The sequence below is a fragment of the Gracilibacillus thailandensis genome, from assembly GCF_010994055.1.
Taxonomy (GTDB): Bacteria; Bacillota; Bacilli; order Bacillales; family Amphibacillaceae; genus Gracilibacillus; species Gracilibacillus lacisalsi.
Window position 1 is genome coordinate 25,540 of the sequence record NZ_WJID01000051.1, and the last position, 24,050, is coordinate 49,589.

Genomic DNA, 24,050 nt, shown 5'->3' on the forward strand with positions numbered 1-24,050 from the left:
CTTAGATTTTTGATTGAGGCCAATAATCTTCTACCAAATCTAGTAGTTTAACTAAAAATTCATTTCGTTTATTTTCTAATTCAGAAATTGGCACATCACCGGCATGACTTTCACAGCCTTCAATGACTTTTTCTTTCAAGTCTTCTGTTAATTCAGGTGCTTCTAATTTCGTCCATGGCTTTTTCAATGCCGGACCAAATTGTTCAAGCATGTGACGCATTCCTTGTTCACCACCAGCTAAGTGGAATGTTAAGAAGGGTCCCATTTGAGCCCAACGAAGTCCTGCACCATAAATGATTGCGGCATCAACTTCTTCCGTTGTCACAATACCATCATTCACAAGGTGTAATGCTTCACGCCATAATGCTTCCATTAAACGATCGGCAACATGACCTTCGATTTCTTTGTTAATTACTAGCGGTCTCATTTGAATAGATTGATAGAAGGCTTTTGCTCTTTCCATCAGTTCAGCATCTGTTGCTTGACCGCCAACAAGTTCAACAAGCGGTAAAATATATACCGGGTTAAACGGGTGTGCCACAATGACACGTCCAGGGTGTTGTAAATCTTCCTGTAAAGTCGTTGCCATAATACCAGATGTGCTTGACCCGATAATCGCATCAGGTTTCGCATGCTGATCAATATTGGTTAAAACACTTTTTTTAATATCTTCACGCTCTGGTACATTTTCCTGTATAAAATCAACATCTTGAACTGCTTCTTCTAAAGTAGAAACAAATGTTAGACGGTTTTGTGAAGCACCTTCAGTCATGCCTAACCTTTCTAACTCTGGCCAAACTTGCTCTACCACCTGACGCGTACGTTCTTCTGCACCATCTGCAGGATCAAATGCTACTACATCTAATCCTTGTGCTAAAAATCGGCCAATCCAGCCATTTCCTATTACACCTGTACCAACTACTGCTACTTTATTGACGTTACTCATGCTTTCTTACCTCCATAGGGATTTCGCAATCCGAATTGTTGTCTTGCTTCTTCTGGTGTCATCACTTCAATATCATTGCTGTTTAGCATAGTAACTGCTTTATCAACGAGTTGGTCATTACGAGCTAGTACACCTTTAGATAAATAAATGTTATCTTCCAATCCCACACGCACATTTCCACCTAACTGTGCAGCTTGTGCCAGAATTGGTAACTGCATACGTCCAATACCAAATGCTGACCAATGTGCATTCTCTGGAAGACGATCTCTCATATAAAGCATTGTCTCTACATCTGCATCCATTCCCCATGGAATTCCCATGCAAAATTGGAACATTGGATCGCCATCGATTAATCCTTCATTTACAAGTTGTTTGGCAAAGCGAAGATGTCCGGTATCAAAACATTCCAGTTCAGGTTTTACACCACTGTCTTGAATCAATTTTGCTTGATCTCTTAACCAATCTGTCGGGCTCATATAAATCATATCTCCGAAATTTACTGAACCGCAGTCGAGTGTACACATTTCCGGAAGTAGTTCGCCGACTGGTTCGTGACGTTCTGCTGGTGTTTGAATATCTGTTCCATTGCCTCCAGCTGCTGGCGTATCTAAACTCGGAATAAAATCACCGCCACCTCCAGAAGTAATATTAATAATCACGTCTGTTTCTGATTCGCGTATACGATCGACAATTTCTCGGTAGTGATTAACATCATGACTTATTCCACCTGTTTTTGGGTCACGAGCATGGACATGTGCTACCGTTGCACCTGCTTTTGCTGATTCGATCGCTGCTTCAGCAATTTCCTTTGGTGTTACCGGAACATAAGAACTTTTTGCTGTTGTATCTCCTGCACCAGTTACCGCAGCTGTTAATAATACTTTGTTCTTCATTGGATATCCTCACTTTCTATATTAAGATGCTTTTATCTGTCAAATCTTTATAATTTATATACCATCCGGACGGTTTTTTTATCACGTTAGAAACTATACCATCCAGACGGTTTATTTTCAAGCCGATATAATAGTAGAAAGGGGTTACATTGGGGGATTCTGAAAATAAAAGTAGAGCGTTAGTGACTGTCAGGACAGTACATTCCGTGTTTTCGACAAGAAATCACAAAAAAATTAAAACACCAGCTTGATAAACTGGTGTTTTGTTCAAAAATTATTTAATCTGATTCATTAGCCCAATCTTTGAGCTTTTTATAGACTGCTTCTTTCTTTTCCGGTTCGATATGATAAATATCGAATAACTCAGATAACCAAATCCCATCAGTAGCCAAACGAATGATGGTCGCTTTAATTGGATCTATACCGTCATGTTCGATTTCTTGCTGCCACTCCGTATATAGTTCACGAATAGGATCCAACGAATTGGAGCTTACTGCTTTTGCAGCAAGTAAACCATAATGCATATCTTTGTTTTGGTATGCTTGATTAAAAGTGACATCCACATAGGCACGAACCCATTTTCCCTTATCAACAGGATCTGCCTCAGCGTTATTTGCTATTTTCTCGCGATAATTGTTCGCAAGGTGTTCTACCATCCCTTGTACGAGAGCTTCTTTGGATGGGTAATGGTAAAGCAGTCCACCTTTACTAATGCCCGCTTCTTTTGCAGTAGCGTCAAGTGTTAAGTTAAAGATACCTTGCTCACTAACGACCTTTGATGCAGCATGAAGGATTTCCACTTTTCTAGAATTTCTGCCCATTCGAGATCTCCTCTTTTTTTAAACTTGTGATATTACTATACTATCCAGACGGTATATTTTTCAATCAATTTAGAGAGATTTTTTAGAAAGAGGTGAATATCGATAGAATAATGATTAAACACTCTCAATTATTACACAGCCTTTCAGCGAATTCGAAATCAATAGGTATCAATTAGAAAAAACGTGCATAAGCAAATGGTGTAATATCCACTAACGGTTGTTCCTCAGCTACTAGTTTGGCTAAAGTTTCTCCGATAACACTACTAAATTTGTACCCATGCCCCGAAAAGCCACAAGCAAATACGACATGCTGATAATCAGGGTGTCGATCGATAATAAAATCACCATCTGGTGTATTCGTATAAGTACAAACTTTTCCCTCTTGATGATTAGCAATATTGGAAAAATAACGATCTGCCACCATCGAGACATCCTCTTTATCTTCGGTATATGTTCCAAAAGGCTCAATTGGTTGATGGATATCCCGTTTCATACCACCATCATGCCTGCCGATTTTAACACCCGCTCGTTCAACACTCGGAAATCCATAATAGGTAGCATGATCTAAAGCAAAACTAAAAGCAGGAAAATGGTCGTCTGCATACCATTCTCCATTTGCTGCAAACCACGAAAAAGTCTTGCGCACTGTTTCTAGTGGTAAGTCCAGACCAATGCTTGCAAGCTTCTCCTTTGCATGTGCTCCAGGTGTTAAAATTATTGTTGCTCCTTTGTAACTTTGTTTCTCTGTCGTAACCGTAACCTGATTTTCCTCCATCACAATATCTGTTACTGGTTCATTTATTTTTAGGACAGCGCCATGCTTAATTGCTAGCTCTCGATATGTCTTGATAATATTATCACTCATTAACACACCAGAGTTTACTTCATAACAGCCTATTAATCCTTCGGGAATAGCAAAACCTGGCCATTTTGAATTAATATCTGCTGCTGTTAGAGTTTCAACATCTAATTGATAATTTAGAGCACTGTTTCGTACATTTTGAATAAAAGCAGAATCTTCCTTACCAATATTGAGCACACCTGTTGGCACAAAAATAGTCCGATCGGTTTCTGTCTGTAATTCCTCCCATAAAGATTGAGCACGCAAAGCCATTTCGACATAACTTTCCCCTTCACCATATGCATGCCGGATTATTCTCGTTTCTCCGTGATGGGAACCTTCTGTATGTGGTGGATCTCCTGCATCTATTAATAAAATGTTATTTCCTTGTTTGGCTAGATAATAACCTGTTGCCATTCCCATCGATCCTGCTCCAACTATAATCGAATCATATTGCATGATTAACACCTCTTTTTTTCTAGTTCCTATATCTTTTTATTGTATTTTTTCTTGTTGTTCCCCGTCAAATGACATTCGGTACCAATCTATTGCATTAGGTCCCGGCATGTGGGCAAAAAATAGTTCATCCTCTATAATATGAATATAATGTACTTCTCCATCTACTAGCTTTTTTTCTTCTTGAGATGAAAGGTCATATCGGTATAGGCTAAAATTATCATTGTCATTGACATAGAATATATAGTTATCACTCATGTTAAAACTATAACTGCTATTTGCTGTTAATGGTTCCGTATCTCCTGTTTCGATATTTTTTCGATAAATTTTATTGTCAGCTTTCCAATGTTCAAAGTATAGCCATTCATCTTTTATTAGAAAATGTGGGGATTCTAACTCGAAAAATACTTCCTCTGTATGCTCGTAAATATCTTCTTGGAGATCACGATAATACAACAATGGATCTGAATTTTTGGTATAAATCATATTATCTCCATCTAACATAAAGTCGCTCGCTTCATTTGCAACTTTTTCTCCATAAGAACCATCATGTTTTTCCCGCCATAATGGGTAATGATAATACTCATCCAATTCAATGAAATATAACCACTCTTTCGTCGCAATTAAATGATTAGCAGATACATTATTTATAAATTCTTTTGCTGTTCCGTCTTTATTTATTTTACTCAGCTTATTCTCATTACTTTTATCAATAAAAAACAATGTATCATCCACTATATTAATGTGGGTTGCTTCACTTTCAGTTATCCGATGTCTTTGTGTCCCGTCCATACTCATGCGAAAAAGTCCATCACTAAATATCGAATAATAGATCCATTCCCCATCCGTAGCCCAACGTCCACCGTTCATAAGGTTACCATGCGTATGACCGAGTGATTTTTTTTTATTTTCAATTGCTTCCTTTTCTCTTTCCTCTTGTGCTACTTCCGTTTGGCCCTGTATGTATTCCATAAAAGTAACAGCTTTTTCTGTTTTTTCATAAGGAATAGCTAATTCCTCTACTTGATTATGGTCAAAGAGTTTATATTCTACTGTTTGCGCTATAGTAAGCGCGTCTGCCTGCTTCCCCTTACCTTCGAACGCAATATCGATTTTTGAAATAACATAATCGTCCTTATCAATATGGACATCGACTACTAAATTATCTATATTCATATCTTCTAGCACTACCTCAACTGCAAGCATTTCAAACACTGCGTATGATAGTATCTGAGGATAAATCGACGAAAGAATGGATGATTCTTGTTCGGAGTCTGAAGCATAAGTATACTGATAGCTTTCAGCTTGTTCTTGATATGTCAATTGGTCTTTGTGTTCATCTAAAAATGCCAGAATATCTGGAACTTGTGTCAGTTGATCATCTAATTCTACTTTTATCAATTGTTCTTCCTCAGATTCAGCCTCATAGAATACAGTATCTTCTATATAGTATGTTTTATATTCTTGAGATTCATCATGTATTTGAAAGGTTGTATCCATTGAGGCTTCGAATGGCTCTACTTGATTATCTCCAGCAATCGAAATGGCATAATCTGATTCCAATTGATTATTTTTTTCTATATGTTCCATCTTACCTTGGAAAGAATAGTTTTCTAATTGATTCATATTTTCTACTGTCTTATTCCATATTTCGTCTTCCGATAACGTTTGATTGCTACAGGCTGTTAACAATAATAGTAAGAATAAAAAATGTTTTAACTTCATCTAATTCTCCTCTGAATCATTATAGTATCTCGTTGACTTATGTATCATTTTCTCTTTTTGCTAGTAAATAGTATATCTTATCATCGACCCACTATATAACACACAAACTCAATAAAGCCAGCAGGAGCTACTCCTTAGCTTGCTTTCCCTCAACATTACCTCGATTATAGCATGAAATATGGTAATATTTGAGATAGAAGGGATGCTTAGATAACTTTTCTTCTAATATTGATGGCATATGCTACAATATCACAACTCACATATGACGCTGCATTTTCTTAGGATAACAAAATATTTGCTTTCCATTTGTAGTAGTAGTATAATAAAATCAGAACATACATTCGTAAAAGTCATCATACTCCCCTTAAAGCAGGTGGTGCCAAAATCTCATAAGTATAAATTAACCTGACCTAAGCTAACCCCGCCACAATTTAGATTCCTTTACTTTCCTTGAATCCTATGTCAAAACATCCGTCAAGTATGCTATAATCAAACATATAATAAGAAGGAGTGCTGTTAAATGGCAGAAAAACTTTTATTGGAGATATTAGATGAAATAAAAGTAATGAAAGGTGAGATTAATGGCATCAAAGACGAACAGATAAAAACAAATAAACGGCTTGATGGAACTAATCAGCGGCTTAATGAGATGGATCGTCAATTCAATGAACGTTTTGATCGATTAGAAAACAAAACAAATGCCATTCAAGAACAAACAGCCAAAATAAGTGAGTATCATATGGAAACAATGCAAAAGTTAAACAGTAAAGCCACTAAAGATGATTTTAATTATCTTAAAGAGATGGTTTTTAAGCATGACGAAGAAATTTATAAAATTAAATCACAATATCAAAGTATTAATGAAAATTAGCATACTTTTAACCAAATAGTTATATTCTAAATAATCCCTCTTAGAGAACTTGCTATTTTTAATAAGCGGTTCATCCCAACTATTTAATGTAGGATCAACCGCTTCGTCTTCCTTTGATTAAACGGACCCTTTTACTTAGAATCTTCCTGATTTTGTTGAAGCTGTTGTTGCCCCATCTTGACTAATTCTTGGACCATATTACCACCTATGTGTCCACCTATTTTTCCAGCATCTTTAGCCTTAATATTCCCATTATAGCCTTGCTCAAGTGATACATGTTGTTCTGCTGCCACTTCATACTTTGCTTTTTGCGGGTCATTTGTATTAGCTATTTTTGCTTTTAATTGGTCCAATCCTTCTCGAGCTTCTGGAACGAGTATTTTATTCCTTTTTGCCATTTTATTCACCACCTTTCTTGTTTTTCGATTATTTATAATTGTTTTCGTGCTTATCTCCGTTTCCTATTATTTTTTACATTCAGCTTGCATTTATGAGCATTATTTATCTTCACCAGGATGACTGATTCTCCTAAGTCATTTATTCTGCATAACGAAAGGCTACCTATTATCCGGCAGCCTTTCGTCGATTATATTAATTTCACAAGTATTCTCCCTCTAACTTGTCCCTTCAATAAGGTTGGCAGAATGTCTGGAAGTTCTTCTAAGCTAACTTCTTGAGCAACAAACTTCTCTAAATTAGTTAATTTTACATCAGTCGCCAAACGCTCCCATATTTTCAAACGTGTTGCCATCGGACAATAAACAGAATCAATCCCTAGCAAATTAACCCCTCTTAAGATAAATGGAAAAACAGTAGATGGCAGTTTTGTCCCAGCGGTTAACCCACTAACAGCAACCGAACCTCCGTATTCGATTTGACTTAAGACAGAAGCTAGTGGTTCGCCACCGACTGGATCAACCGCTGCAGCCCATTTTTGTTTCGCTAAAGCTCTTATTTTCCCGTCATATACTTCTTCACGAGAAACGATTGTATTCGCACCAAGTTTACGCAAATAATCACGCTCAGATTCCTTCCCGGTACTAGCCTCTACTTGATAACCGAGTAAAGAAAGAATAGCTACCGCAAAACTGCCAACACCACCAGTTGCACCTGTTACAAGCACCTTTCCTTTTTCTGGTGATAGATTATTTTCTTCTAAACGTTGAACAGACAATGCCGCAGTAAAACCAGCTGTCCCAATAATCATGGTTTCTTTCAGAGAAAGACCTGCTGGAAGTGGAACAATCCATTTGGAGGGAATACGTGCATACTTACTGTACCCTCCATAATGGGAAACGCCGATCTCATAGCTAGTCGCGATCACCTCGTCTCCCTCTTTAAACTGTGGATCATCAGATGAAACAACAACACCTGCTAAATCAATTCCAGGTATCATCGGATAATCGCTGACAACATTGCCGTTTGGAATCGTTGCGAGGCTATCTTTATAGTTTATTCCGGAATAATGAACACGGATTAAGACTTCTCCCTCCGGTAAATCCTGAAAGGTTAGCTCCTTCCTATTAACCGAAAATTCTTCATCTTGTTTATTTACAACTAATGCTTGAAATTTTTCTGGCATCATTAGTCCTCCTTGCAAACATATGCAAAATTTATCCAAAGCATATCATTTGTTGTGGTTGACATCAATTATGAGGGACCGTGATAAAGTAATGTATATTTTTTTAGAAGGAATAAACAATATGAACAAAAGGAGGAATTTACATGAAACATGTAAGTGCTTTGTTGATTAAGTTTATAGCTTCTCTAGTTCTTCTATATCTTATCCTTGGATTAATGTATGGAATGACTTTCGGTGAGGTTTTTCTTTTAACTGCCGTGTTAGGATTAGCTGCTTATGTAATCGGGGACCTATTGATATTACCTAGAACAAATAATACACTAGCGACTGTAGCAGACTTTTTCATAGCATGGTTAATTATATTTATGTTTGTTGAGGGTATGGCTGTAACTGATAACATTTTTACAGCTACTACGATTGCAGCATTAGCTGTTGGTCTTTTTGAAATATTCTTCCATCGCTATTTAGCTAATCAAATTTTGCCTGATGATGAGAAAGGGCCAATGGATAGACAGTTACAGTACCAAACTGAGATATCCGATGAATTAGGAGAACAACCACCAGAAAATGAAAAATTCGATAAGTAATTAGGAAAATATTAAGCATTTAAACTATAACTGCACAACAATGGTCAGACGCTCTCTACCGATTGGGGTGCAGTTTTAACTTAAATTGGTTTTCGATTGGATGATTATTCAGAACCGTGGGCGCAAAATTTAAAATTCTAAATCTTATTGAAAAACCACTTTTAACTTAATATCTTGCGGATAATCCCCAAACTCCTTACCAAATATGTTGAAGCCGCCTTTATGTAAGGCATTGTCTTTAATACCTACTCGAAAGGTCAAAAAGTTGTTTTCATATAAATTTAAATCATCAACTGTCACATTACTAAAAGGGATATCATCGATCATCGCTTTGTCTTCCGTAACCTTCCAAGTCTTTAATGTGCCATATTGAGTGTTTGTACTTTCTGCCCAATATTTCGGATTTAATTTACCTGGTCTATCACCAAAATCCCCTGGACTTGTCCATGTACCTACATCTACACCATTTAGCCAAACACTGATATCTGAAGGCCAGTGATGATCATGGTTTGGTGCCTCGGAACAGACTTCAAATGATACTTGAAGCTCTTTCACTGTTGCACTTGGTGGAATGGCAAGTGGAAATTTATACTCTAAATAACCTTTTCTCGTCCAGATAAGTTGTGCACTTGATCTGGCAGGATTATAAAAATTAACTGGATCATCCTCTTGTATAATCAGCCCATCGTGATTAGCCATACCACATGTTGGCGAAACGCTAAAGTCCGTATACTGTCCGATCGGCATTTCAATTTCATAGTTTTCATATTCACCTGCATAATTTTTAGACGTATTTAATTTTATATGTACATCATCAAAATTCCTTGTACAAACCTTCATTGCTCCCCTGCTGGCTGGTCGAAGTTCTGTCAATATTAGTTCTGCTTCTTCTAAAACTTTAATATGAGAGGCTGCAGTAGACATCGGAATCCCAATACTTTCTGCCAATTGATTTATATTCATATTCTGTTTACTTAAAAGACTGATGATTTGTAACCTGACTTCTGAAGATAGCGCACGCGCCACCTTCCTTAATTTTTTTTGATCTTCAAGTGATAACTCGAGCAAAATCAGCTACCTCCTTACTTTCATTCTTATATTATAAATGAAAACCTTATATTATTACAATTTTTTTGGACTAAATCCCGATTACGTACAAAATAGCTCTCATCTTTGAGGTAAATAAATGGTATTCGAAATAAAGCAAGAAGGAAGAAGTTAAGTAGGGATTTTTCCACATACTTATTATTTGCTCAGTATTCTCAATCGATTTTAATATACCGTGTAATAATAGAATCGTCCGTATTCAAGTTATTAATACTACCTTGAAAGTTACATGGTCAAAATTCTCCAATGAAATACATTTCTTTTAGCAGTCTGATTTTTTTGGATTAGCCAGAATGATATCTTTATATAGTATAAAAAATCCCCACTATCCTTTTTGATTTCTAGTGGGAATTTTTCAAAATTAACCTTTTATACCTGTTAATGTTACCCCTTCAATGATATGTCGTTGGGCAAACACGTAAACAATGATAACCGGAATAACCGAAATGGTTGCACCTGCCATCATATATGCCCAGTTTGTTACATATAAACCTTTGAAATTATTAAGCAATAATGGGACCGTAAAATTTTCTGGTGTGGATAAATAGATTAAGGCATCAATAAAGTTGTTATACGTACCCATGAAAATGAAAATACCGACTGCAGCCAATGCAGGGCGAATCAAAGGTAATATTACACTCCAATAAATTCGAAATGGATTAGCACCATCCATAACTGCTGCTTCCTCTAATTCCTTAGGAATCCCACGAATAAATTGACGTAGTAAAAAGACAGCAAAGGCATTGAATAATGCTCCAGGTACAATTAGCGCAAGATGAGTATCAAGCCAATTAATTCTATCCATAATTAAATATAATGGAATCATGGTAACTTGTTTTGGGATCATCATTGTGGCTAAAAACAAAATAAACAGGACACCTGATCCACGAAAACGTAGCTTCGCAAAAGCATAAGCAGCCATTGATCCAGTAAAAAGCTGTGCCACCACTACAATTGCCGTAATGTAGAAGCTATTCCAATAAGCTCTACCAAACGGCATGGCGGTAAAGGAATCGACATAATTAGACCATACGATAGGATCTGGAATCCAAACTGGTGGTACTGCAAAAATTTGGGTCATATCCTTTAATGAACTACTAATAGTCCATAAAAAAGGAAATACCATAAGCAGTGCACCAATGGTTAGAACAATGTGTAGTAAAACTTTTGCAGGTGCAATTTTTTTCTTCGTCTGAGTAACAGTCATGACTTGATCATTTAGTGTTTGTGTATTACTCTTCATAGTGAACCCACCTTTTTTGTAGCTTAAATTGAACGAGAGTAAAGATTAAAATGACAACAAACAAAATCATCGCAGCTGCAGAGCTTTCTCCGAACCGAAAGTCTACAAAGGCATTATCATAAATATGATATACCATCGTATAGCTCGCCTTACCGGGACCACCGTTTGTCATAACAAATGCTTGATCAAATACTTGGAAGGAACCGATAATTGCCATAATCGCTACAAAGAACGTGGTGGGAGACAGCATTGGCAGAGTAATATTGCGAAACTGCTGAAATTTAGATGCTCCATCTATTTCTGCTGCTTCATAATATGTTTTCGATATTCCTTGCAGTCCTGCTAGAAAAATAACCATATTGTAGCCAAGCTGCCACCATATGCTTAGCAATGCGATCGATATCATGACGAGATTCGTATTCGTTAACCAGTCAGGTCCATCTATACCGATCATTGCTAGAGCTTGATTCAGAATCCCAAGATCTCCATTTAGAATCCACATCCAAATAACCCCAATAGAAACAGAGCTTGTGACCACTGGCATAAAGTAAAATAAACGATAGATCTCTTTTCCTTTAATTTTATTGAGTGCAACCGCAAGAAGAAGGGAAATCATCAAACCAATTGGTACAGTCAGCACCGTATATAAAATGGTATTGTAAGTGGCTTTCCAAAAATCCGAACTCGAAAACTGATAGATGAAATTTTCTAGTCCTACAAAGGATCTTTCTCCAAAGCCATCCCATTCCATAAAGCTTAATACTAGTGCAGAAATTAATGGGATAATCGCAAAAATAATTAACCCTAGTAATTGTGGTGTCAGAAATATTAGTCCCCATAAGGCATTGTTTTTACGCACATTGCTCACCTCTTTATTGAAATATAGATTGGGGAGCAGAGATGTCTACTCCCTCTCCCTCATGATTTACTGATTCCTATAATCTTGAATCATTGTCTCAGCTTTTTCGGTTATTTCAGCAATTGCTGCCTCTGGTGTGTTTTCTCCTAAGAACATCAAATCAAATATACTTGTTACTTCTGACTCTAGTCCTGGAATAATAGATTGATGTGTTTCTACTTTTCCTATATCACGAGTATCTATTAAATAACTTGCATGTTCTGGCACTTCCGCACCCTCGATAATATCATCCACACTTGAGATAGATGGTACTGCATTGCCATTTCCTTCGAGACGTGCTCGTTGTCCTTCTTCTGAAGTATAGAAAGAAAGGAATTTTTTTGCTTCCTCTAAATTATCGGAGTCAGTGGTTGCAGATAAATAGGCAGTTCCAATAGTAACTGGTTCCAGTTTATTTCCTGTATTGGTTGGCCATGGAATATAGTCAAATTCCAGACTTTCATTTTCACTAAACATCGGTGTATACCATCGTCCTGCTCCTACAAAGGCTGTTTGGTTAGACATAAACATCGCGTCAGGTCCCTGGCCTTCTGGTAAAGAACCAGCATATTTGAAGTTACCATTTGTAACATTTTCATATAAGTAAGCAATAGCTTCCTCTGCCTTTTCATTATCTTGCAGCATGATATTCCCTTCCTCATCATACATTTGTCCACCATTGGACCAAACCCAGTTAAACATGTGTAGATATCCACTTTCTGCTACATAACCATATTTTCCTGATTCAGCAACTTGTTTGTTTACTTTAACAAAATTATCCCAATTCCATTCACCTGCTTCGTACAATTTCTGCGGTTCATTTGGATCCAATCCAGCTTCTTCTAAAACTTTCTTGTTGTAATAAAGAAGCACTGGATTCGAGTCGACTGGTGCACCATAGATTTCTTCCCCTTTTTTGGCTGCTCCCCATAATCCATCCGCAAATTCATCTGGTTTCACATAACTTTCCTCTGAACCTAAGAATTCTGACAATTCAGCCACTCGCCCCGTCTCGATTAACTGTGACATATATTCTCCTCCAACATAGAACAAATCTGGTGATTGGCTACCCTGGAGCTGTGTTAATAATTTTTGTTTATACGTATCCCCTGGTCCTGGAATTAATTTGATCGATACATCTGGATTTACCTCTTGATAAGCATCAATTGCTTTTTGATATACTTTAATTTCAGCTGGATTCCCCCAAGCAGTCATGGTTAATTTTCCTTCTTCACTACTACCAGAATTATTTGATGAGGAACTACTAGAATCAGAGTTACAAGCTGACAACAATAAAACAACCAACATCACAACTATAAATGGATTGACAATCTTTTTTGCTTTACCTTTCATTTTCTTCCTCCTCAGTCGAGTTACTTAGTATTATTTTGTAAGTAACTCTTATTAATTTTGAATTTTTCTCTCTAATAATAAAGCGCTTTCTTGAATGTTTAGTACAAACAACCATTTAATTGCTCACTCTGAATCATTTTATTTTGAGGAACTTAAGTAATTATATTTATTTGGTTAATTGTATATAGTCTAAAGCTAATTCACCCGAGTTATGTGCTAATTGAATCGTCTGTACTCCTGCTTCTAACTCTATCGGGATAGAAACAGTATTCTGCTTATTACCCGTTGGCGGAAACTCTAGTTCACCAATGCTATGATTGTTTATTACCAATTCCTGTCTGCCAATCTCATTTGTCTCGTTGCTATAGATCAGATCCAAGTTGTAAGTTCCTGCTTCTTCCACATTTATCTGATAAGTCAGACTGCCATCGCTAGTAACATTAACTTTCTGTTTATTGGATGCCGTATACGTATTGATAGTCGTTACGTTCTTTAAATTTGCATGTTCTGCTTCATATCTAAATTCTGGCTGCCTCGGGATTAATTCAATAAAATCAAGCTCTGCAAATAGATTTCCTTTTGTTAGTCTAATGTTATTTTCCGAACTAGTTAGATGGATATTTTTTTCTGCAAAATACCAGCTGTCCCAACCATAATTATGATAGACAACTTCACCTATCGTATCATCATTAACGGAAACTTGATGGGAGGATGGCTCCTCCATGCCATTTGCATATCTGATTTTTAAAGTGTAATCTCCAGCTGGAAGATCTACATCAAACTCGACAAAACTATCATCGTAATCAATATAACCAACCTTTGCTCCATTGGAAGCAGAGGTATTCTCTACAATACTGGCGCGATGAACCGTAGCATCTTCTGCTTCAAATTTATATCCTACTGGAACTTTAGGGCTTAACGTACCTGCCTGTTCACCTGACGGCACTTCTAACAATGTTCCGGTTGCAACAGGTTTGCCAAAGTTAGGTGTTCCATCTTCATTCCAGGTGAACTTCTGCATTCTAATATTCCGATCCCAACCTGCTCCTTGAAATTTGGCTGCATGGTAAATGATCCAATCCTCGGTTCCATCTGGTGATTTAAAGAAACCGTTATGTCCAGGACCATAAACATCCACTTCCGGATCTTTTTCAAATACTGGTTCTGGACTCTTTTCCCATGCATTCGGATCAAGTGGATCTGATCCAGTAAAGGTCAACATTCCTAATTTATAATCGTCGGTCCAGCTTCCACTAGCAGAATAAATCAAGAAGAGCTCTCCATCATTATTTCTTAAAAATTGTGGACCTTCATTGATAAGTGGTTCCCCGATTTTTTCCCAATCATATTCTGGCTTTGATAATTCTACTCTTTCACCGCTTATCGTCCAAGGATTTTCCATTGGCGCAATATAAATATCCTGACGCACATTAATGTCACCTTCCCAACCTGACCATGCAAAATAGTATTCGTCATCCATTTCCAAAATCGTTCCATCAATGGCCCATTTGTCAGCAGGGGTCGTTATCTTCCCATAGGTAGTTCCTTCCGGATAAGAATAGTCACTAAATGGATCAGACGTTTCTGACTGAAGCACATGCATGCGTTGCTTTTCCATATCACCATCAGATGCGGCAAAGTAGATGTACCATTGGCCATCAATAAAATGGATTTCAGGAGCCCAAATGTGCGCGCTATTAGGAGCACCCTGTTCCGGTGTCCAAACAACTTTACTTTCTGCTTCCTGTAAGCCTGTAATAGTCTTAGATTTCCATATCGTTACGTTATTCCCAGTTGTATTTGTATAGTAATAATAGCCATCTGTATGTCTAACGATCCATGGGTCTGCCCCATCACCTACCACAGGATTTTCAAATAGTTGTGCAGGTTCTTCTTCATAATAAAAGGTTATATGACCAATGTCTGGTCGTTGCCCCCCTTTATTTTTCGGAGCGTTTAATTCATTATCCATAGTATCCTCCTGATTATAACTATATAAATTACCTGCGTTACCACCCTTTACAAATACATACTTGATGCCAATATCAGACTGCCAATCAAAAGTTTTACTGTCATGAAAGTTGATCGTAAGGCTTCCATCATGATATAGCCCACTTTCATATGAGTCTTCTTTTAACTCTAACTTGAATTGCTTTAATTCCTTTAATTCATCAGGTAACTGTTCATTTCCGGGTCTATCATTCCCATCTATTTGAATGGGATCTGATGAAGCTTGAACACTAGAATCTTTACTTAAACTATGAAAAGATAGTACTAACACAACAAGAAACAGCAAGACTACGCTTTTTTTCAATACAGCCACTCCTTTTCGTTGCCTGAAGTAATATCGAAGGTTTTACACCGTGATAACCAGGGATTGTTCGATTGCTGAGAACAATCCCTGTGAAGTCTTAATCATTTATTTGTTTGATTTTTTCCAGTGATATTTTTGGTGTTCGGTCTTCTTTTAATAAACCATTAATTTCTTGTTGAACATCCGTAATTTGCGTATAACAGTAACCAGATATATACGGAATGTCTTTGATGGCATTCGTGATATTTCGGTAGCGATTCAAAAATTGTTCCTCTGTTTCAACTTGATTACCGTATCCCCATCCGCTCCCTTCATTGAATGCAATACCACCATATTCGGAGATAATGATGGGCTGCCCTTTATACGTATAACCATTCGCAAAAGGAAACTTATCATTATTGTGAGCTATGTCATTCTGAACGATCGCTTCTTTATCTCGATATCGATCTAAAAATCTTTCACCAAACTCCTCATAATCATGTAAGGTAATAATGTCTGAAATCGTATGTTCCCATCCATCATTAACGATAACTGGTCGTTCCGTATCCATTGATTTCGTTAAATAGTAAATAGACTCTGTAAAAGCTTGTTCTTTTTTATTGGTTGCGATGTGAGGTACACCCCAAGATTCATTAAACGGAACCCACGTAATGATCGATGGATGGTTATAATATTGCTGGACAATTTCTAACCACTCTTTTGTAAAATTCTCCACCGCTTGCTCTGAATACTCATATGTCGCAGCCATTTCAGACCAAACTAATAATCCTTTGCGGTCACACCAATACAAGAAGCGCTCGTCTTCAAGTTTTTGGTGTTTACGTACACCATTAAAGCCCATTTCTAATGTTTTTTCGATATCTTCGATCATTGCTTCATCAGACGGTGGAGTAAGCATAGTGTCCTGCCAATATCCTTGATCTAATAAAAGCTTCTGATAAATAGGACGGTTATTCAGCAAGACCTGACCATCTTTTATCGATACTTTTCGCATACCGAAGTAAGATTGCACTTCATCTAACAACCTGTCTCCTTCATATAAGCGAATGGTCACATCGTACAAATTAGGATGCTCAGGTGTCCAGTGCATGACCTTCCATTCATGTATTTCAGCTAATAGATCTACTTCAAAGTGCATCGTTGAACGGCTTGGTGTGAAAGAGAATTGTTTTACTGTCTCACCTTTAAACTGAATCGTTGTTGCTACTCTCAGTTGTTCATCGATGTTACCTGTTAGTGAATAATCAAAAACTACTGAATTCGTATCAATGTTCGGTGTCATTTTTACATGTTCAATACTTTTGTTTTCGAGAAATTCTAACCAAACCGTTTGCCAGATTCCAGTTGTCTGTACATACCAACAACCAAAATTATCCTCTTTCCACCTTTGTTTCCCTCTTGGTTGATAACAGCTATTGCTATCCTCGACTTTCACAACAACTTCATTTTTGTCGTTTGTTGTAACGGCGTTAGAAATATCAAAGGAAAAGTGAGCATTCCCACCTTTATGGCTGCCAATATATGCACCATTCACCCACACTTTTGTTAAATAGTCTGATGCCTGAAAGTGTAACAGCACTTTTTTACCAATTTGATCAGTTGGTATCTCAAAGGATCTTTGATACCATACGTATGGATGAAATTGTTCATCCCCTATACCACTTGCTTTTGTTTCATACGTAAATGGAACTTGGATATCCGTTGTTTCTGTCAAGTTCTGGTGCCACTTGTCACTTTCTCCGATATTTTGATCATCAAATGCGAACTTCCAAGTTCCGTTAAGGTTCATCCAACTATCACGTTGAAATTGTGGTCGAGGGTATTCTGTTCTTTGATAAGTCATTGTTTTTTCTGTCATGTCCATTCTCCTTTGTTATCCTTTTATTCCTGTAAAGCTAATTCCTTTTACAATTTGTTTTTCAAAAATTAAGAATGCGATGATTACTGGTATCGATGCAATAGCATTAGCTGTCATTGGTTGAACATACGCTTGTGAATAGGTAGCATTAAATACTGGTAAACCAACAGGTAACGTGTACAGCGTCTCTGACATGATCGATAAATAGGGCCATAAGAAGTTATTCCACGAACCGATAAAGGTAAAGATCCCTATCGCTGATAATGCTGGTTTCGCTAATGGTAATACGATCTTGTAAAATAATTTAAAATAAGAACAACCATCGATAATCGCACTCTCAACGACTTCTTTTGGAACATTGTCAAAAAAGCTTTTCAATATAATAACACCTAGTGGTGATGCTATCATCGGTAAGATTAAACCCGCATACGTATCAATTAACCCTAAGCTCTTTGCCACCTCATAAAGCGGGATAATCGTTGCTTCGCCAGGAATCATTAACCCTAGCAAAAAGAAAATAAAGATAAAGTTTTTGAAGCGAAATTTCATTTGGGAAATCGCAAATGCAGCTAGTGACGTTATCAACAACGTTAAAGCAGTGGTAATAACCGCTACAATCAAACTATTAAACAACCAACGAAATATTAAACTACCGAACATAATATCCACATAGTTATAAAATGTATACGGTGGTAAGAACCATTCGAGTGGTTCTGTTGTTGAAAAACCGTTTGGCTTAATCGAAACAAACAGCATCCAAATAATAGGGGAAATAAAGATTAATGCTACGATAAACCCCAATGTCACTTTTAATCCTAATTTAGGATCACGATTTCGTTGTAATACTTTACTTTTTCTGATTGGAACCGCTGTTTCATTCCCGAATTGTGGATCACTCATTTAGTTCTCCCCCGATCTTTGACTCTTTAATTGAATAATAGAGAGAATTAATAAAATAAAGAATAGTGCATAGGACATCGTTGCAGCATAACCTAGGTTATTTTGATTAAACCCAACTTCATAAATATATTGAATTAACGGTCTTGTTGCCCCGCCAGGTCCACCACCAGTAATTAATAGAATTTGTGCAAACACTTTATAGGACGCCAGTATTTGTAACAGCAATATGACGCGACCGATCGGAATAAGCTGTGGTAATGTGATATACCTAAACATATCCCAGCGCGAAGCACCATCTATTTCACTTGCTTCATATAAAGATTCCGGAATATCCTGTAATGCAGCTAGGAACAAAATCATATTAAACCCAACTGTCCACCATAAGGTAACAACAACTATAGTCACCCAGGCTAAACCTTGATCTGCCATCCACTTTGGTTCCGCCTCAATGCCAAACATTTGAATCAGATTGTTTACCAATCCGTTATAGGGCTGTAGCATAAAAATCATTAGAAAAGAAATAACAGAAACAGATAAAATACTAGGTATAAAAAAGGAACCGCGGAAAAATGTTTTCAATTTCGTATTTAGGTTAGATAATAGCGCTAAACCTAAAGCCAATAAAACCATCGACGGCGTTGTCAATATTACAAAGAGGGTAGTGTTCCATAACGTTCGCCAAAAATGTCGATCTGTAAACATTTTTATATAATTTTCTAATCCAACAAACTCTAATTTACGAACTAACGTCCAATCATATAGACTCATTTCTAAACCTTTAAAAATTGGAAATATCGTAAAGATCATGTAAGCAATAAAGAACGGTAATAAGAATGGAATCGCCTTTACATCATGGACCCATTGTTTCTTCATCATAATTTGACCTCCTCTGATAAGGATGGAAAAAGAATAGCGTCTGGTCCTAGTCATTCGATTTTAAATTTATAGGACCAGGCTGCTAAGTTATCTGTAATTTTGATCATTTATTCTGCTATTAGATCCGTTACTTCTTGTTCAATCATGGAGAATACTTCTTCTGCAGTAGCATCTCCTGCCCAGTACGTGTCTAAATTACGAACAACAATATCCTGAATTCCACGTGCATGAACAGTACGGTCCACATATTTTACATAATCGGCAACTTCAGCGTACTCGCTGCGATATGGCATTTCTTGAAATTCATCTGACTCTAGAACAGTATCTTTAGCTGGTATATGTCCAGCCTTAGCCCAATCAGCACCATTGTCAGTAGCAAATTTCATAAATTCAACGGCACCTTTTTGTGCTTCTTTATCTGCATCATCATAATAAGGTAATACGAATGTATGAGAGCTTGCCCATGCAGCCTCTTGGCCAAACATATTCGGGAAAGGCATTGGTGTAAAGTTAAGGTCATCCGTTGTCTCCCAAATCCCCGTAGCCCAAACACCAGTAGACATTACAGCTGCATTGCCGGATTGAAAATCACTGTAAAAGTCAGCTAAATCTAGAGGAGTAACTTCATGTGTATGATATAAGTCGTAGAGGTACTCTGCTGCTGCAATTGCCTTCTCGTGATCCAATGCATACGTCGGATTTTCCAAATTACCGGAAACTAAGTTTTCTCCTCCCATCTGGTTATATAACGCCCACCAGATTCGATATGGATCTTCACCATTACTGGAGAAAGCAAAGGCCATTTTATCTTCGGGTAATGCTTCTTTAAGTGAAGTTAAGAACTCAACAAATCCTTCTGGTGTTTCTTCGAACATTGGAGTGCCATCGTCATTTAGAAGACCAGCTTCCTCAACAAGATCATTGTTAATATACATGATTTCTGGATGGGTATCGATAGGCACTGCATAGTTATTGCCATCATAAATGGTGACATCCAACACATTCTGATTAAACTCATCCCAATTAAGTCCTACATCTGCAGCATAATCATTAATATTGGTTACAAGTCCTTGGCTAACTAATTCAGGCAAAACATGACTGTGAGCAATACCTAAATCAGGGCCTTGTCCCGATCCAACACTTGTCAGTAATTTTGTGTAATATTCATCATAATCCTGATGAACATTATTAACAAAATACGTTTCTTGACTTTCATTAAATTCTTTTACGATATCTTCCATGTATTCCGCATCTCCACCACTAAACAAATTCCACATAACCACTTCAGTAGCACCTTCCGGAATTTCTACATCATTTCCAGCTGAATCAGAGTTATCAGAACACGCGGCCAATATCAAAGCAACAAAAACGACACCAATAAATGCACTAAACCCCTTCTTCATATTGACTCCTCCTTCATTTAGTTACAAATAAAATGTTTAATTACATTTTTTCTGTAACTTTAAATATAGAATACGCTTACATTTCATAAAAGTCAATACTATTTCTGTTCAATTGATTAACTTTTTTATATTTTTCATTCAGTCATTCAGATAATAAAACTGTTTTACCCAAATTAATTAGTTATGTTAATTGCAAAAAATGACTAATTTCGCCATTCTAAGTATATACAGCCTAATTCACTTAGAAACTTAGGGTATGTTTGACAGAAAATGATATTATGTATTAATACATATTTTTTGTATTAATTACATTTTTCGACTTTAGTCTGCAGTTTTCATAGAGAAATAATCCAAAAATAAAACTGTCTAGGAAAGTAGCACGCACTCTCACTAGACAGCTTATTATTTCTCTCGAAGTGTGCTGCCTTCGCTATTACCAGACTCCGCAACAATAGCATGAGGTAACACAGTTCTTTTCATTTATAAGTAAAAGAAACCTCTAAACTAGCATTAGGAGGTTTCATATCAAACACGATAATAAGGTTTATCTTTTATTTCTTTTTTTAATTTCTCACGTTTCATTTCTACTTTCTGAATTCGTTTAAAAGTAATAATAGACAAGATCGTTAATGTAACAAATTCAACACAATAGTCCTTCTCCAAACTTTTGTAGATAATATTCATGTTAATCTACCCCATCTCTAGTCTAGAAAGCTTATTCTCTATAGCCATCCGGCTGATAAGCAAAAGAATTGATCAATTCCATAACGCATTCTTCACATAACTCAAACTTCCAATGCTCATTATCAAACTTGCTTCCATAGCCAAACCTTAGGTTGAAAGATTGAAATAAGTCACGTTGCCAATCTTTTTCATAATCTTCTCCGTGAAGAACTTTTTCCGTACCACATTTATTACAAATGATAGATTCTAGTTCTGAGATCTCTGTTACTTTTTCGATAAGAACATATTTTTTCGAATGTATTCTCCTTTATTCTATAATTCCTCACAAAATTTAATTTAGATATTATATTACCATCTATTTTTCCATAAAATTCAATAAAGATCAATGAAGTCCTCTAAAAAGCCTTCCTCTTACACTAAATTTCTTTACAATAAACAAACGTTAGTGTGCTATACTTTTATAGATGAAATAATAAAGGAAAGGTGTGATGTGTCTAATGAGTACATATGCGGTAGAAGCAACCGATTTAGTGAAAATTTTCGGTAAGGAACGTGCTGTCGATGGCATTAGTCTTCAAGTGCCAAAAGGTATTGTCTATGGATTTCTTGGTCCGAATGGCGCCGGAAAGACAACTACCATTCGTATGCTGGCAACCTTGTTGAAACCAAATGAAGGGCATGCCAAAGTGATGGGATATGATCTTACACAAGAAGCGGATAAAGTCAGACATTCTATTAGTCTAACCGGGCAATTTGCTTCGGTTGATGAGGAACTGTCGGGTAGAGAAAACCTTATCTTTATCGGTAGATTAGTAGGTTATAGCAGAAAACAAGCAAAACAAAGAGCAGATGAATTATTACAAGCCTTTCAATTAGAAGAGGCCGCAAAGCGCCAAGTAAAAAAATACTCAGGCGGAATGCGTAGACGGATCGACATTGCTGCAAGTATCGTTACCTCCCCAGAACTACTTTTCCTTGATGAGCCTACCACAGGACTAGACCCACGAAGCAGAAATCAAGTATGGGACATCGTCAGAGCACTTGTTAAAAATGGAACCACTGTATTTTTAACCACACAGTATTTAGAAGAAGCGGATCAATTAGCTGATTTAATCGGAGTCATCGATCGTGGAAAGCTGATTGCAGAGGGTACAAGTAAAGAATTAAAATCCTCCATTGGTGCCGGTAGCCTCACCGTTCACTTTGATGATGTCGATGAATTGAAAAAAGCACAGAACATTTTTGTTTCGCGATTTGAACAGCAACCTGAGATTAACGAACAAGATATATCCTTAACCATTATGATCAAGGAGCATGCAAAAGCCGCAAAAGCAATTGGTGAATTAGCGAATACTAATGTGCAAATCAAAGACTTTTCGATGAGTCAGCCAAGTCTTGATGAAGTGTTTCTAACTTTAACCGGAAATGTACCAGAGCATGAAGGAGGCGACTCCTCAAATGAATAAACCATCAACAATTGAAGAAGTATTAACTAATCGAACCAGGCCCAAAAGTCCCACAGCGATCCAAGCGTCTGCTACTTTCGCATGGCGAGCATTATTACGGATCCGTTATGTTCCTGAACAGCTGTTTGACGTGACGATCTTTCCAATTATCTTTTTATTAATGTTTACTTATTTGTTTGGTGGAGCAATTTCCGGTTCTACAGGCGAATATTTAAATTTCGTTTTGCCAGGTATTTTAGTAATGACGGTTTCTATGATCACGATGTACACTGGCCTAGACTTGAATAAGGATATCGAAAAAGGCGTATTTGATCGTTTTCGTTCTCTACCGATATGGCAACCGTCTGTATTAGTTGGTGCTTTACTTGTTGACACACTACGATACTTAATTGCCTCGACTATCATGGTAACACTAGGATATATACTAGGGTTTAGACCAGAAGCTGGTTTTAGTGGTGTCATCATGGGAGTTGCTATTCTTCTCTTGTTCTCCTTTAGTTTATCATGGATCTGGACAATGCTCGGGATTATCGTTCGTTCTGAAAAAGCATTAATGGGAATTAGTATGATGTTTTTATTTCCACTCACCTTTTTAAGTAGTGTGTTTGTTGATCCTTCAACAATGCCAAACTGGTTACAGAAGTTTGTAGATATTAATCCAATAACGTTTGTAGTTGATGCGGTTCGTACACTGATCCATGGTTCGGAGGCAAATGGAGATGTCATGATCGTCATCTATATATCGATTGCATTAATTGTGATATTTGGTCCTTTAACAATGTACTTTTTTAAAAACAAATAATGAGATGTAGTTGGAGCAGATGTATAGATTCATTTTTTCCTGCATAACCATGTAACAGATGAAGCACCTTTGTAACAAAATTTTACATTCCTATTGACTAAAAAAACTAAACACCATAACATAATGATATAACTAAATATGAATCGGATGATTATTATGGGAGAGCGTATTGATTACCACCGAAGGAGCAAGTTCATAAAAAATCCTTATGAACCAATCTCTCAGGTTAAAGTACCATAATAGGACGAATCTCTGGAGAGCGCGTATCCATACGCCACCAAAGGGGAAGCTTTCTATAAGGCAAAAACTCTCAGGTAACCGGACAGAGAAGGGTCAACAGTTCATACTGCCCTTCTCTGTTTTTTTATGTCCACTTGAATAAAAAGGGCTCTATACTAAATGTGGTGGTGCTTCCTGGAGTGAT

General features: G+C 36.9%; 21 protein-coding genes and 2 riboswitches. Of the genes, 4 read left to right on the top strand and 17 right to left on the bottom strand.

All coding sequences use genetic code 11. The annotated features are described in order from the left end of the window. Position 1: 1 nt before the first annotated feature. From GH715_RS14890 to GH715_RS14910, 5 genes are all read right to left on the bottom strand, one after another. A complete protein-coding gene (locus GH715_RS14890; protein WP_153836029.1) occupies positions 2-946 on the bottom strand; it encodes an L-carnitine dehydrogenase in 945 nt (314 codons plus the stop codon). After that, positions 943-1,839 carry a beta-keto acid cleavage family enzyme gene (locus tag GH715_RS14895; RefSeq protein WP_153836028.1) on the bottom strand — a complete coding sequence of 299 codons (897 nt, stop codon included), beginning with the start codon at positions 1,837-1,839 and terminating at the stop codon, positions 943-945. Before GH715_RS14895 ends, GH715_RS14890 begins: the two co-directional genes overlap by 4 nt. 278 nt (positions 1,840-2,117) lie before the next feature. Continuing rightward, positions 2,118-2,660 (bottom strand): TetR/AcrR family transcriptional regulator, encoded by a 543-nt coding sequence (locus tag GH715_RS14900; protein ID WP_153836027.1) that lies wholly within the window; start codon positions 2,658-2,660, stop codon positions 2,118-2,120. Positions 2,661-2,832: 172 nt separating this feature from the next. After that, positions 2,833-3,960, bottom strand: coding sequence for an N-methyl-L-tryptophan oxidase (solA, locus tag GH715_RS14905; RefSeq protein WP_153836026.1), 1,128 nt, complete (start codon positions 3,958-3,960; stop codon positions 2,833-2,835). A gap of 36 nt (positions 3,961-3,996) precedes the next feature. Beyond that, positions 3,997-5,682: a DUF6612 family protein gene (locus GH715_RS14910; RefSeq protein ID WP_153836025.1), complete on the bottom strand. Its 1,686-nt coding sequence runs from the start codon at positions 5,680-5,682 to the stop codon at positions 3,997-3,999. A gap of 520 nt (positions 5,683-6,202) precedes the next feature. On the opposite strand from GH715_RS14910, the gene GH715_RS14915 reads away from it, so the two are divergent. Further along, a complete protein-coding gene (locus GH715_RS14915) occupies positions 6,203-6,553 on the top strand; it encodes a hypothetical protein (protein ID WP_153836024.1) in 351 nt (116 codons plus the stop codon). A 131-nt stretch (positions 6,554-6,684) separates the two neighbouring features. On the opposite strand, the gene GH715_RS14920 is transcribed toward GH715_RS14915, so the two are convergent. Continuing rightward, entirely contained in the window at positions 6,685-6,951 is a 267-nt protein-coding gene (locus tag GH715_RS14920; protein ID WP_018933005.1) for an alpha/beta-type small acid-soluble spore protein, read from the bottom strand. Positions 6,952-7,139: 188 nt separating this feature from the next. Further along, complete coding sequence (locus GH715_RS14925) at positions 7,140-8,135, bottom strand: NADPH:quinone oxidoreductase family protein (RefSeq protein ID WP_153836023.1); 996 nt, start codon at positions 8,133-8,135, stop codon at positions 7,140-7,142. A gap of 143 nt (positions 8,136-8,278) precedes the next feature. Between GH715_RS14925 and GH715_RS14930 the strand changes: the two genes are divergently transcribed. Then, the gene (locus GH715_RS14930) at positions 8,279-8,722 is read left to right on the top strand and encodes a YndM family protein (protein ID WP_153836022.1); all 444 of its coding nucleotides are present in this window, start codon (positions 8,279-8,281) and stop codon (positions 8,720-8,722) included. A 144-nt stretch (positions 8,723-8,866) separates the two neighbouring features. On the opposite strand, the gene GH715_RS14935 is transcribed toward GH715_RS14930, so the two are convergent. The 10 genes from GH715_RS14935 to GH715_RS14980 form a co-directional block, all read right to left on the bottom strand. Next, positions 8,867-9,790: an ArsR/SmtB family transcription factor gene (locus GH715_RS14935; RefSeq protein ID WP_018933013.1), complete on the bottom strand. Its 924-nt coding sequence runs from the start codon at positions 9,788-9,790 to the stop codon at positions 8,867-8,869. A gap of 400 nt (positions 9,791-10,190) precedes the next feature. Continuing rightward, positions 10,191-11,036, bottom strand: a complete 846-nt coding sequence (locus tag GH715_RS14940) for a carbohydrate ABC transporter permease (protein ID WP_153836053.1) — start codon at positions 11,034-11,036, stop codon at positions 10,191-10,193. Between the two features lie 25 nt (positions 11,037-11,061). Next, positions 11,062-11,931 (bottom strand): carbohydrate ABC transporter permease, encoded by an 870-nt coding sequence (locus tag GH715_RS14945; RefSeq protein ID WP_163578684.1) that lies wholly within the window; start codon positions 11,929-11,931, stop codon positions 11,062-11,064. Between the two features lie 66 nt (positions 11,932-11,997). Continuing rightward, on the bottom strand, positions 11,998-13,323 hold the full coding sequence (locus GH715_RS14950) for an ABC transporter substrate-binding protein (protein WP_153836020.1): 1,326 nt from the start codon (positions 13,321-13,323) through the stop codon (positions 11,998-12,000). Positions 13,324-13,489: 166 nt separating this feature from the next. Further along, entirely contained in the window at positions 13,490-15,637 is a 2,148-nt protein-coding gene (locus tag GH715_RS14955; protein ID WP_153836019.1) for a family 43 glycosylhydrolase, read from the bottom strand. Positions 15,638-15,734: 97 nt separating this feature from the next. Next, positions 15,735-17,495, bottom strand: coding sequence for a glycoside hydrolase family 2 protein (locus tag GH715_RS14960; protein ID WP_153836018.1), 1,761 nt, complete (start codon positions 17,493-17,495; stop codon positions 15,735-15,737). A gap of 15 nt (positions 17,496-17,510) precedes the next feature. Then, entirely contained in the window at positions 17,511-18,395 is an 885-nt protein-coding gene (locus tag GH715_RS14965; protein ID WP_153836017.1) for a carbohydrate ABC transporter permease, read from the bottom strand. Next, a complete protein-coding gene (locus GH715_RS14970; protein WP_153836016.1) occupies positions 18,396-19,271 on the bottom strand; it encodes a carbohydrate ABC transporter permease in 876 nt (291 codons plus the stop codon). It abuts the gene before it with no gap. A 107-nt stretch (positions 19,272-19,378) separates the two neighbouring features. Beyond that, positions 19,379-20,674 carry an extracellular solute-binding protein gene (locus tag GH715_RS14975; protein WP_153836015.1) on the bottom strand — a complete coding sequence of 432 codons (1,296 nt, stop codon included), beginning with the start codon at positions 20,672-20,674 and terminating at the stop codon, positions 19,379-19,381. A 525-nt stretch (positions 20,675-21,199) separates the two neighbouring features. Next, on the bottom strand, positions 21,200-21,358 hold the full coding sequence (locus GH715_RS14980; RefSeq protein ID WP_153836014.1) for a hypothetical protein: 159 nt from the start codon (positions 21,356-21,358) through the stop codon (positions 21,200-21,202). A gap of 497 nt (positions 21,359-21,855) precedes the next feature. Between GH715_RS14980 and GH715_RS14985 the strand changes: the two genes are divergently transcribed. Continuing rightward, positions 21,856-22,824, top strand: coding sequence for an ATP-binding cassette domain-containing protein (locus tag GH715_RS14985; protein WP_153836013.1), 969 nt, complete (start codon positions 21,856-21,858; stop codon positions 22,822-22,824). Then, the gene (locus tag GH715_RS14990; RefSeq protein ID WP_018933181.1) at positions 22,817-23,626 is read left to right on the top strand and encodes an ABC transporter permease; all 810 of its coding nucleotides are present in this window, start codon (positions 22,817-22,819) and stop codon (positions 23,624-23,626) included. Before GH715_RS14985 ends, GH715_RS14990 begins: the two co-directional genes overlap by 8 nt. Before the next feature lie 147 nt (positions 23,627-23,773). Beyond that, positions 23,774-23,873: riboswitch (glycine riboswitch) on the top strand. A 2-nt stretch (positions 23,874-23,875) separates the two neighbouring features. Next, positions 23,876-23,955: riboswitch (glycine riboswitch) on the top strand. Positions 23,956-24,050 lie beyond the last annotated feature (95 nt).